The 11,771-nt window shown below is 40.9% G+C and carries 13 protein-coding genes and 1 pseudogene; 11 read left to right on the top strand and 3 right to left on the bottom strand.

What is annotated here, in order from left to right; genetic code table 11:
- On the bottom strand, positions 1 to 151 hold a 151-nt coding region (locus RWS39_RS03920; RefSeq protein ID WP_314480683.1), incomplete at its 3' end, for a helix-turn-helix transcriptional regulator.
- A gap of 78 nt (positions 152 to 229) precedes the next feature.
- Here RWS39_RS03920 and RWS39_RS03915 point away from each other — a divergent pair.
- The gene (locus RWS39_RS03915) at positions 230 to 679 is read left to right on the top strand and encodes an effector binding domain-containing protein (protein ID WP_011836639.1); all 450 of its coding nucleotides are present in this window, start codon (positions 230 to 232) and stop codon (positions 677 to 679) included.
- Here the strand turns inward: RWS39_RS03915 and RWS39_RS03910 are convergent.
- Positions 673 to 1,335 carry a prepilin peptidase gene (locus RWS39_RS03910; protein WP_314480670.1) on the bottom strand — a complete coding sequence of 221 codons (663 nt, stop codon included), beginning with the start codon at positions 1,333 to 1,335 and terminating at the stop codon, positions 673 to 675. The two genes, RWS39_RS03915 and RWS39_RS03910, sit on opposite strands and share 7 nt — an antisense overlap.
- A gap of 165 nt (positions 1,336 to 1,500) precedes the next feature.
- Between RWS39_RS03910 and RWS39_RS03905 the strand changes: the two genes are divergently transcribed.
- From RWS39_RS03905 to RWS39_RS03890, 4 genes and pseudogenes are all read left to right on the top strand, one after another.
- On the top strand, positions 1,501 to 2,016 hold the full coding sequence (locus RWS39_RS03905; RefSeq protein WP_015605512.1) for a Dps family protein: 516 nt from the start codon (positions 1,501 to 1,503) through the stop codon (positions 2,014 to 2,016).
- A 380-nt stretch (positions 2,017 to 2,396) separates the two neighbouring features.
- Entirely contained in the window at positions 2,397 to 2,615 is a 219-nt protein-coding gene (locus tag RWS39_RS03900; protein WP_005590812.1) for a YqgQ family protein, read from the top strand.
- 1 nt (position 2,616) lies between these two features.
- On the top strand, positions 2,617 to 2,997 hold the full coding sequence (locus RWS39_RS03895; protein WP_005590811.1) for a rhodanese-like domain-containing protein: 381 nt from the start codon (positions 2,617 to 2,619) through the stop codon (positions 2,995 to 2,997).
- Positions 2,966 to 3,178: pseudogene (locus tag RWS39_RS03890) on the top strand (DUF4190 domain-containing protein). The gene RWS39_RS03895 and the pseudogene RWS39_RS03890 overlap by 32 nt, the downstream one beginning before the upstream one ends.
- Positions 3,179 to 3,213: 35 nt before the next feature.
- On the opposite strand, the gene RWS39_RS03885 reads toward RWS39_RS03890, so the two are convergent.
- Entirely contained in the window at positions 3,214 to 3,939 is a 726-nt protein-coding gene (locus RWS39_RS03885; RefSeq protein ID WP_314480664.1) for a pseudouridine synthase, read from the bottom strand.
- A 185-nt stretch (positions 3,940 to 4,124) separates the two neighbouring features.
- Here RWS39_RS03885 and typA point away from each other — a divergent pair, with 185 nt between their 5' ends.
- The 6 genes from typA (at position 4,125) to ftsA (ending at position 11,769) form a co-directional block, all read left to right on the top strand.
- Entirely contained in the window at positions 4,125 to 5,972 is a 1,848-nt protein-coding gene (gene typA, locus RWS39_RS03880; RefSeq protein ID WP_062122682.1) for a translational GTPase TypA, read from the top strand.
- A gap of 34 nt (positions 5,973 to 6,006) precedes the next feature.
- A complete protein-coding gene (locus tag RWS39_RS03875; protein WP_045499076.1) occupies positions 6,007 to 6,273 on the top strand; it encodes a DUF3165 family protein in 267 nt (88 codons plus the stop codon).
- A 387-nt stretch (positions 6,274 to 6,660) separates the two neighbouring features.
- A complete protein-coding gene (murD, locus tag RWS39_RS03870; RefSeq protein WP_314480681.1) occupies positions 6,661 to 8,013 on the top strand; it encodes a UDP-N-acetylmuramoyl-L-alanine--D-glutamate ligase in 1,353 nt (450 codons plus the stop codon).
- 1 nt (position 8,014) lies between these two features.
- A complete protein-coding gene (locus RWS39_RS03865) occupies positions 8,015 to 9,085 on the top strand; it encodes a UDP-N-acetylglucosamine--N-acetylmuramyl-(pentapeptide) pyrophosphoryl-undecaprenol N-acetylglucosamine transferase (RefSeq protein WP_314480657.1) in 1,071 nt (356 codons plus the stop codon).
- A complete protein-coding gene (locus RWS39_RS03860; RefSeq protein ID WP_314480650.1) occupies positions 9,082 to 10,281 on the top strand; it encodes a cell division protein FtsQ/DivIB in 1,200 nt (399 codons plus the stop codon). The genes RWS39_RS03865 and RWS39_RS03860 overlap by 4 nt, the downstream gene beginning before the upstream one ends.
- Positions 10,282 to 10,404: 123 nt before the next feature.
- A complete protein-coding gene (gene ftsA, locus RWS39_RS03855) occupies positions 10,405 to 11,769 on the top strand; it encodes a cell division protein FtsA (protein ID WP_314480678.1) in 1,365 nt (454 codons plus the stop codon).
- The last annotated feature ends 2 nt before the right edge of the window (positions 11,770 to 11,771 follow it).

The raw sequence follows: 11,771 nt of genomic DNA, 5'->3' as shown, positions 1-11,771 counted from the left end.
CATAGAGAGGAATGCCTGCAAGAGATAAATCATCAATGTCTCTCATAATAGTTCGGGTGCTGACTCTAAAAAGTTCTGATAGTTCTTTAGCTGTTGTTTTTCGTTGATTTACTAAATGAGAAATGATTCCCATTTGACGGTCAATTTTCATGATTTTCTCCTTAAATATGACAGATAGCCGTCATATTATTTTTGTTATGATTATACCATAAAGAAAGGAGTTCATATAATGAAACATCAAACCAAACCATCGTTTACCCTGATTGGCAGGAGTATTTTGATAGAAGGAACTACGGTTCATGAACAGCACTATTCTAAAGAGAAGACCGCGTTCTATGCTCAGTTGTTTAAGGAAGGAATGCTGGGGAAATTGATGCCCCATTCTCTAGATAAAAAAGGCTATGCTTTGATTGTTCCTCATAAAGATGGTATTCAATACTACGCAGGAGTTGCGGCAAAGAATGCTGTGGCAGACTACGAAAGCATTCTCGTCCCAGAGAAAGATTATTTAGTAAGTTCAGCCAGTGGTGATAAATCAAGACTCCTGTTTGACCAATTGGAGGATAACTTTTTTGAGGAAGAAAGCAGTTCCCTTTACCAAGATGGAATTATCTTAGAAATACTTTTAAACGGGAATCCTATGGATGCAGAAGTTGAGCTTTGGGTTCCAGTTCAGTAAAAGAGTAGGGATTTATAAGAAATAATCACCACAACACCAAACAAAAGACAGGGGACAAATGCCAGCCTGTCTTTTTTCTTTTTAAAGCAGAAACAGGCGAGACCAGCGAAGCTAGCGATTTGGATAAGAAGGAGAATTTCTGTCAGGCTGAAAATGGCTGAGCAGGAAGCAAGAAAGAGAAAATCTCCAGATCCGATGCGAAGATTAAAAAAGAAGGCTAGAAGTCCTAGGATCAAAAAGAAAATCATGAGCGGATTGATACCTGCTGTAGCCATCAGTAAGAACTGAAAAATCAGCCAGATTAGGAGAGGGTATTCTTGCTCACGCTGATCGTAGATGGCTAAGGTCAGGCCCATAGTTAGCAGTAAGAGCTGAGCTAGCGAAAGATAACCTAAACTCCAGCTTAGAAAAAGCAAGCCCAGCACTAACTCAAAAGCAGCATACCAGACAGACAGCTGGATCTTGCAGAAACGGCAACGGAAGCCATTCAGCAACTGAGACAGGATTGGGACCAAATCCCGTGCTTTGAGTATCTGCTTACAGTTATCACAGTGACTGCTTGGAGAGATGATGGACTGGTTAGGGAAGCGGTCAATGACTAAGCCGAGAAAAGAGGCTAGAACCGTTCCGACTAGAAAAAAGTATAGATGAATCATACTTATTTATTCGTGATTTTGAGTAGAAAAATCTGAAATTTTACAACTTTTCTAATAAAGTAAAATTTTGAGTTTTAATACTTGACTTTCTTAATTAGAAGCATTATAATTAAAACATAATCAATAAAGATTAGAATCATTACAAATAAAAAGAGAGGTATCATTATGACTCAAGTAAAACATGGCGCTGCAGCAGACGTAGCAACTTTCACTAACCAAAATTCCTTACCAAAAACAAAAGCAGTTCTTAACCAAGTGGTTTCAGATCTTTATACAGCTCGTATCGCTCTTCACCAAGTTCACTGGTATATGCGTGGTGCAGGCTTCATGGTATGGCACCCAAAAATGGACGAATACATGGATACAATTGATGAAACCTTGGATGAAGTCAGCGAACGCTTGATTACTCTGGGTGGCAAGCCTTATTCAACTCTGACAGAGTTTATTCAACACAGCAAAATTGAAGAAAAAGCTGGCGAATTTAGCAAGAATGTTGAAGAAAGCTTGGAGCGCGTGATTGAAATTTTCCGTTATCTGACAGATCTTTATCAAGAAGCTATGGATGTGACGGATGAAGAAGGCGATGATGTAACCAATGATATCTTCGTTGGTGCTAAGGCAGACCTTGAAAAGACGATCTGGATGTTGACAGCTGAGCTTGGTCAAGCACCAGGTTTGTAAAATGATGTTTAAAGAGGCTGGGACAAAAGTCCTAGCCTCTCAATTGTCTTTGGATTGTCGAGCAAGACGCAGTGGTTGAATGGGCTCTACTACGCTGATTTCATCAGCTTTTACAGCCCTACTCAACTGTGCGGAGGTAGGACGACGAAATCGAATTCTAACGAATTACCGATTTCTGTCCCACTCTCTGTTTTTTCTTAAGGATTGTTTAAGCTTCTTCCTTTATACTAAGATTATCAAATGAAGACCTCCTAACTTTGTTTGATAGAACTCCTAAACTTTTCTTTTTCATAATAATCTCCCGAAAAGTCAGCCTATGTGGCTGTCTTTTCTGTTTTGTCATCTTGAAAACTTTGCTAAAATCTGATAAAATATAGCTCATGAAAACACTCTATGATGTGCAGCAATTTCTTAAAAATTTCGGGATCATTATCTATATGGGCAAGCGTCTTTATGATATTGAAATGATGAAAATTGAGTTGGAGCGGATTTACGATGCTGGCCTGATGGATAAGCTTGATTATCTGGAGGCTGAGGCTGTCCTTCGCAGAGAGCATCAAGTAGAGTTGAAGTATTTAGAAGATAAAGGGAGAAACTAGAATGGGAATTTGGATTTTATGGGCAATCTTGCTGGGAATGTTAGCTTGGATGGGCTTCAATTATTTCCGTATTCGTCGTGCAGCTAAGGTAGTAGATAATAGTGAGTTTGAAGCTTTGATTCGTCAGGGGCAATTGATTGACCTGCGTGATCCATCCGATTTCCATCGCAAGCATATCTTGGGGGCGCGTAATATCCCGTCTCAACAGCTCAAGTCTAGTATCAATGCACTTCGCAAAGACAAACCAGTTCTTCTCTATGAAAATAGCCGTGGGCAACGTGTGACCAATGCGGCAATCTACTTGAAGAAGCAAGGCTTTAATGATATTTATATCCTGTCTTACGGCCTCGATTCATGGAGTGGCAAGGTTAAGACAAGCTGATTCTTTTTATAATTTAATTGGCCTTGTTTTAGATATTATCGGTCTGATTTTGGACAATTCTCATTAAAAAGAAACTTAATTAGATTATAAAACAGAAAGAATTCTGAATATCGTCGGTATTGTCATTTCTGTCATCAACTGGATTGCAGGAATTCTTCTGACTATGAATGGATTTATGTAGTAAATAAGAGAAAGGCTTGAATAAGCCTTTTTCTTTTACCAGGTTTGTTCCAAATAGCCTCTGATAATCTCGAGTTCGGAAGGATTCAACGGTCGATAACTGCCTTCTGTTAGATTAGGATCCAGCTGAAAATCACCGAAATGAGTACGTTTGAGATAGGTGACTTTGACACCAACTGCTAGAAACATTTTCTTGACCTGATGAAATTTTCCTTCAGAAATGGTAACTGAGGCGGTGGAGTGCTCTGGGCTGGTCGTGTGAATCTGAAGTTGAGCGGGCTTGCAACGAGTGCCATCCAGAAAAACAATTCCTTGCTGAAAAGCGATTGTGGCTTCTTGGTCAAGAGGACCGTTGACTTCGACATAGTAGGTCTTTGCGATATGGTATTGTGGATGGAGGAGTTGAAATCCCAGTGGCCCATTATCTGTAATCAGGAGCAGGCCACGTGTGTCGCGATCCAAACGGCCGATGGCGTAAAGCTGGTCGTTAAAATCTTCTGGGGCAATTAGATCTAGGACAGTCATCTTGTCCGAGTCAGAATTGGCAGTGACAGTACCGGCGGGCTTGTTCATCAGAAAATAATGGTGGGCTAGGTGGTTTAAAGGTTTACCAGCTAGGCTAATGGACTGGAGGCCACTATCGACATTTTGACTGAGGGAGCGAGCTGGCTGACCGTCGATTACAATCTGTCTGAGTCGCAGTTTTTGTTTCATTTCTTTCCGGCTAACCTTAGCTAGGGCTAAGAATTTATCAAGGCGCATGAGTTTTCCTTTCAAAGGTTTGGATCGATTCTTTTTATCATACACTTTCAGAAGTAAAATTGCAAAAATGGCTACAGTTTACGATTTGCCTATGAAAACATTTACACTTGGTTAGTCCGTGTTTTTTGGAAAAAACTGTGTTATAATTTTTAGTTGGAAATAAATAATAAGATTTAGAGGAAATCATGACAAAATTAAGAGAAGATATCCGTAACATTGCGATTATCGCCCACGTTGACCACGGTAAAACAACCCTCGTTGACGAATTATTGAAACAATCTGAAACTCTTGATGCACGTACAGAGTTGGCAGAGCGTGCTATGGACTCAAACGATATCGAAAAAGAGCGTGGAATTACCATCCTTGCTAAAAATACAGCCGTTGCCTACAACGGAACTCGTATCAACATCATGGACACACCAGGACACGCGGACTTCGGTGGAGAAGTTGAGCGTATCATGAAAATGGTTGACGGTGTTGTTTTGGTCGTAGATGCCTACGAAGGAACTATGCCACAAACTCGTTTCGTGTTGAAAAAAGCCTTGGAACAAGACCTTGTCCCAATTGTTGTTGTCAACAAAATTGACAAACCATCAGCTCGCCCAGCAGAAGTAGTGGATGAAGTCTTGGAACTTTTCATTGAGCTTGGCGCAGATGATGACCAGCTTGACTTCCCAGTTGTTTATGCTTCAGCTATCAACGGAACATCTTCATTGTCAGATGATCCAGCTGATCAAGAAAAAACAATGGCACCAATCTTTGATACCATCATCGACCATATCCCAGCTCCAGTGGATAACTCAGATGAGCCTTTGCAGTTCCAAGTGTCACTTTTGGACTACAACGACTTCGTAGGTCGTATTGGTATCGGTCGTGTCTTCCGTGGTAGTGTGAAAGTTGGAGACCAAGTTACTCTTTCTAAACTAGACGGCACAACTAAAAACTTCCGTGTTACAAAACTATTCGGTTTCTTTGGTTTGGAACGTCGTGAGATCCAAGAAGCCAAAGCAGGTGACTTGATTGCCGTATCTGGTATGGAAGATATCTTTGTCGGTGAAACTATTACGCCGACGGATGCTATTGAACCACTTCCAATCCTTCACATCGATGAACCAACCCTTCAAATGACCTTCTTGGTTAATAATTCACCTTTTGCAGGCCGCGAAGGGAAGTGGGTAACTTCTCGTAAGGTTGAAGAACGCTTGCAAGCAGAATTGCAAACAGACGTTTCCCTTCGTGTTGATCCAACGGATTCACCAGATAAATGGACTGTTTCAGGTCGTGGAGAATTGCACTTGTCAATCCTGATCGAAACAATGCGTCGTGAGGGCTATGAACTTCAAGTATCTCGTCCAGAAGTTATCGTAAAAGAAATCGACGGTGTCAAATGTGAGCCATTTGAGCGTGTCCAAATCGACACTCCAGAAGAATACCAAGGATCTGTAATCCAAAGCCTTTCTGAACGTAAGGGTGAAATGTTGGATATGATCTCAACTGGTAATGGTCAAACTCGTTTGGTCTTCCTTGTTCCAGCGCGTGGTTTAATCGGATACTCAACTGAGTTCTTGTCAATGACTCGTGGTTATGGTATCATGAACCATACCTTCGACCAATACTTGCCACTCATCCCAGGTGAAATTGGTGGACGTCACCGTGGTGCCCTTGTTTCTATCGATGCTGGTAAGGCTACAACTTACTCAATCATGTCTATCGAAGAACGTGGTACAATCTTTGTCAACCCAGGTACTGAGGTTTACGAAGGAATGATCATCGGTGAAAACTCTCGTGAAAACGACTTGACAGTTAACATCACCAAGGCCAAACAAATGACTAACGTCCGTTCAGCTACCAAGGACCAAACAGCAGTTATCAAGACACCTCGTATCTTGACCCTTGAAGAGTCACTTGAGTTCTTGAACGACGATGAGTACATGGAAGTAACACCAGAGTCTATCCGTTTGCGTAAACAAATCTTGAACAAGCAAGAACGTGAAAAAGCTAATAAAAACAAGAAAAAACAAGCAGCAGAATAAACCATTGAGTTGACTGGTGGTAGAAAGGAGCAGCATGATTTACCTGATTATTGGAATATTAATCCTGCTTTTCTATGTATTTGCCATTCCAACTAGTATTAAGGGGACGTTGAATGTCTTGACATTTGTACTCTTGCTGGTTGCCTTGATCATTTTGCTTGCTTTGGCAATTTTTCAAATTTTTAAATTGCCTGGAGAATTATTTGTGAGTATCTTTTTGATTATTATAACAGTGTGGGCCTTGATGGACATCGAGCGTCTAGTACCATCTCAGAAATCAAAAGAAACTTTAAACTCATAAACTATAAGGAAGGAATTAGGATTTCAAAGGTCGTGTAGACTTTTAAAATCCTAATTCCTTTTGTTTATCTAAAGCGAGATTCTTCGATGGTGGTTTTGGCTGAGTAGAAATATAATACAGTTACCGATGTTTTTCATTTAAAGAAGGCCCGATTCTTTTGAATGCTGTTGACCATCAGTGAGTAGGTCAGGTTTGATAAGTCACTGGCAATTAAATGTTTTGGATAGTCATTGCTTGTATAAATAGGTTTTTCAAAGATTTCAAATAGAATAACATTTCTTCTTATTCATTAAATGTTGATAACAGTTAAAATAAAAGCCTGATATGACTTTTTTATTTTCGCAAAAAAAGGTAAAATAGAAGGTAGTATGAATGAAGAGGTACATGATGAAGACTATTTCAAAATTTGCCAATAAGAAAGTTTTGGTGTTGGGTTTGGCCAAATCTGGGGAGTCAGCTGCCCGCCTTTTGGATAAGCTTGGAGCGATTGTGACGGTCAATGATGGGAAACCCTTCGAGGAAAATCCAGCTGCCCAATCTTTGCTAGAAGAAGGAATTAAGGTCGTGACAGGTGGTCATCCATTGGAGTTATTGGATGAAGATTTTGAATGGATGGTGAAAAATCCAGGTATTCCTTATAACAATCCTATGGTCATGAGGGCTTTGGAAAAGCAGATTCCTGTCATTACCGAAGTGGAGCTGGCTTATCTGATTTCGGATGCACCGATTATTGGGATTACTGGCTCCAATGGAAAAACGACTACGACAACCATGATTGCAGAAGTGCTAACAGCAGGCGGACAAAATGGTCTTTTGTCTGGGAATATCGGATTTCCAGCTAGTCAAGTCGCTCAAGATGCGGGTAAAACAGACACTTTGGTGATGGAACTTTCTTCCTTCCAACTAGTGGGAATCGAAGCCTTCCATCCGGAAATAGCGGTGATTACAAATCTGATGCCGACACATCTGGACTATCACGGCTCTTTTGAAGATTATGTGGCGGCCAAGTGGAATATCCAAAAAAATATGACAGCTTCTGACTATGTCGTTTTGAATTTCAATCAAGACTTGGCGAAAGAATTGGCTAAGAAAACAGCTGCTAAAGTGATTCCTTTTTCAACCCAAGAACAGGTTGATGGAGCTTATCTGGACGGCGATGTGCTGACTTTCCGTGGGGAAGCCATTATGAAAATTTCTGAACTAGGCGTGCCTGGTAGTCATAATGTAGAAAATGCTCTAGCAACCATTGCAGTAGCCAAACTTCGTGGGATTGACAATCAAGTTATTAAAGAAACTCTGGCTCATTTTGGTGGTGTCAAGCATCGTCTCCAGTATGTGGGCGACATCAATCAAGTCAAATTTTACAATGACAGTAAATCAACTAATATTTTAGCGACCCAAAAAGCTTTGTCAGGCTTTGACAATAGTAAGGTCATTCTGATTGCTGGTGGTCTGGATCGTGGCAATGAATTTGATGAATTGGTGCCAGATATCAAGGGTTTGAAAAAGATGGTGATTTTAGGACAATCGGCTGCGCGTGTTAAGCGGGCTGCGGATCAGGCAGAAGTAAGCTATCTGGACGCTTCAGATGTCAGAGATGCTACTCGCAAAGCCTTTTCTGTGGCGGAGCCTGGGGATGTTGTCCTTCTCAGTCCAGCCAATGCCAGCTGGGATATGTATAAGAATTTTGAAGTGCGGGGCGATGAATTCCTTGCCGTGTTTAAAGAATTAAAGGAATAGAATGAAAAAAATAGTATTTACAGGTGGAGGGACAGTTGGCCATGTGACCCTCAATCTTTTGCTGATGCCTAAATTTATCGAAGAGGGCTGGGAAGTCCATTATATCGGTGACCGTCATGGGATTGAGTACAAGGAAATTCAAAAATCAGGTCTACCTGTTGTTTTCCATTCGATTGCAACTGGCAAGCTCCGTCGCTATTTTTCTTGGCAGAATCTTTTGGATGTTTTTAAAGTGGCAGGTGGCATTCTCCAGTCGCTGGGCATCATGTTAAAAGTCCGTCCCAAAGCCCTATTTTCAAAAGGAGGCTTTGTGTCTGTTCCGCCAGTGATTGCGGCGAAGGTGACCGGCGTTCCAGTTTTCATTCATGAGTCTGATTTGTCGCTTGGTTTGGCCAATAAAATCGGTTATAAATGCGCGACAAAGATGTTCACGACTTTTGAGCAAGCTGAAGGACTGAGCAAGGCTGAACATGTTGGAGCGGTGACCAAGATTGCTGCCCCCTCTCAAACAGAACCAGCTGAGATTGAGAAAATCAAGGCTCATTTCACAGAAGGAAAACCTACCTTGCTCTTTGTTGGTGGCTCAGGAGGCGCTAAAGTTTTCAATGATTTTATTACAAAAAATAAGGATCGCTTGATTGAAAAGTATAATATTATCAATCTGACAGGCGATGCTAGCTTGGATGAGCTTTCCCACTGTATCTACCGGGTGTCCTATGTGACAGATCTGTATCAGCCACTAATGGCTATGGCAGATGTCGTCGTGACAAGAGGTGGTTCCAATACCATCTTTGAATTACTGGCTATGAAGAAGTTGCAAGTGATTGTACCTTTAGGGCTGGGGGCAAGTCGAGGAGATCAGATTGAAAATGCCAACTACTTCTTGGAAAAAGGCTATGCGCTTAAAATCAATGAAGAAAACTTGAATCGGGTCAATCTCCAAGTAGCAGTGGATGATTTACTAAGAGAAAAGGATGCCTACTATAAACGAATGGAAGAAGCGCCTGAACTAACATCAGTAGATGAATTTTATGAAATTTTGAAGCAAGATATTGACAAAGGGAAAAGATGAAAAAAAGCAAGGAAGATAAGCAAGAAACTGCTCAACTTTCTCTTTCTGAATGGCAAGTCAGAAACAAAGAGTATCTTGAGAAAAAAGCTCAAGAAAAGGCAAAAAAGCAAGCTGAGTTAGAGAAAAAAAGAGCTGAACTAGAGCAGAAAAAAGAAGAAATGAAGGCGGAACTGGAAAATCAGCAGCCTTCTAACGAAGAAGATACAGTCTCCGGAGAAATTGACACAGACTCTCCTACAAATGAAGAAGAAACTGAAGTGCAAGATTCTGATTCTGATTCTGAATCTGAAGTTGAGGAGCAGGATGAAGCCGAAGTTCAGGATCAAGAGCAAGATGAAGAAATAGAGCAGGTTGAGCTTCCAAAAGTTCCAATTGAGAAAATTCACTGGTATCGAGCTTTGCCAGTTTTAGTGACAAGCTCCCTAATTTTTTTAGCTTCCCTTTATTTCCTCACACCGCTTGCAACTATGAAGACCATTGAATTTATAGGAAACAAGGTTGTGAGTCAGGAGGAGCTAAGAAGCAGTAGCAAAATCGATCAGCGCGATTATACTATCACTGTTTACAAAAATCGCCATCATTATGAGCAAAATCTGAAAGCTTCTAGCCCCTGGATTGAAAATGTAGAGATGACCTATCAATTTCCGCTGACTTTCAAAATCGATGTTCAGGAATATGGCATTTTAGGTTATTTGCAGAAAGATTCTAAGTATTATCCTATTTTAACGAGTGGAGAATACGTAAAAAATGAGGTTGCGGCTGATGCCTTGCCGGAAGAGCGGATGGATGTGACCTTTTCGGATGCGGGTTTGATCAAGGAATTCGTTCAACAACTGAAGAATGTCCCTGATTCGATCAAAAAAAGTATGAGAAGGGTTGATTTAACTCCTAGCAAGGTGACAGAAGATTTAGTGACCATCACCATGTCTGATGAGCACCAAATTTTGGTTCCTATTTCTCATATTGCTAAGAAACTTCCCTACTATGAAGGAATTCATCCTCAGTTGGAAGTGCCAAGTGTGATCGATATGGAGGCTGGTATTTTTAGCTATGCGCAAGGCACAGAAAATGAAGCTATCCATGAAGCTAGCAACGATGCGCAAGATACAGAATCTTCAACTCAACATGCAGAGCAATCTACCGAGCATTCTGCTCAATCTCAGGCAGAAAAGCCAGAGATTTCTGAAAATAACTAATTATTATAGATAAAAAACTGCGCCAATTTCGTATTTTTATGATATAATAAAGTTTGGATAACCCTATTTTCTAGAGTTATTTGTATTAGAATGGAAACGTGGAAGACAGAGAGGACTGATGTAATGGCTAGAGATGGCTTTTTTACTGGATTAGATATAGGAAGTAGCACAATTAAAGTGTTGGTGGCAGAGCACATCAACGGTGAAATGAATGTTATTGGAGTCAGCAATGCAAAGAGTGCTGGCGTTAAAGATGGGATTATTGTCGATATTGAAGCAGCAGCAGCGGCTATTAAGTCAGCAATTTCTCAAGCAGAGGAAAAAGCGGGGATTTCAATTGGACTAGTGAATGTTGGTTTGCCTGCAAATCTACTGCAAATTGAGCCAACTCAAGGAATGATTCCTGTGACTAGTGACTCCAAAGAAATTACCGATGAAGATGTCGAGAGCGTTGTAAGATCTGCCTTGACCAAGAGCATGACTCCTGACCGTGAAGTAATTACCTTCATTCCAGAAGAGTTTGTTGTTGATGGCTTCCAAGGGATCCGTGATCCTCGTGGTATGATGGGGATTCGCCTAGAAATGCGCGGCCTACTTTACACTGGTCCTCGTACAATCCTGCATAATCTCCGTAAAACAGTGGAGCGTGCAGGAGTGAAATTGGAAAATATTATCATTTCTCCTTTGGCGATGACAAAATCCATCTTGAACGAAGGAGAACGAGAGTTTGGTGCGACAGTCATTGATATGGGTGGCGGACAAACTACAGTTGCTTCTGTAAAAAATCAAGAATTACAATTTACCAATATCTATCAAGAAGGCGGCGACTATGTCACAAAAGACATTTCAAAAGTCTTGAAAACTTCTCAGAAATTGGCAGAAAGCTTGAAATTTAACTATGGTGTAGCTTATGTACCATTTGCAGGCACTGAATCTTTCCCAGTTGAAGTCATCGGGGAAGTTAATCCAGTTGAAATAACAGAAACCTATCTAGCTGAAATCATCTCTGCTCGTATCAAACATGTTTTTGAACAAATCAAGCAAGATTTAGATAGAAGACACGTGTTAGATCTTCCTGGTGGTATCGTCATCGTTGGTGGTGGAGCGATCTTGCCTGGCGTTGTAGAATTAGCTCAGGAAGTATTTGGTGTTCACGCTAAATTATATGTACCAAATCAAATCGGTATCCGTAATCCAGCTTTTGCCCACGTGATTAGTCTTTCAGAGTATGCTGGTAATCTGACCGAAGTGGATAGAATTGCACAAGCTGCTGTTCGTGGAGACGAGCAGTTGCGTCATCAAGCAACTAGCTTTGAACGTCCAAGTCATAGAGTACCTCGCTTTGATCATCAGCCGGCTGAACCAGTTCAACCAGTTCAAGAGGTGGAACCAGAAATTGCACCGCTTAGAAATGAAGAACCACAAGAGGAACCAAAGGCTAGTCTTACAGATAAGATGCGCAATTTAATTGGTAATATGTTTGAGTAAGG

Source organism: Streptococcus cristatus (assembly GCF_963529205.1).
GTDB classification, from domain to species: Bacteria; Bacillota; Bacilli; order Lactobacillales; family Streptococcaceae; genus Streptococcus; species Streptococcus cristatus_O.
The sequence above is the reverse complement of the archived record's forward strand: the minus strand, read 5'-3'. Positions and strand labels throughout refer to the sequence as shown.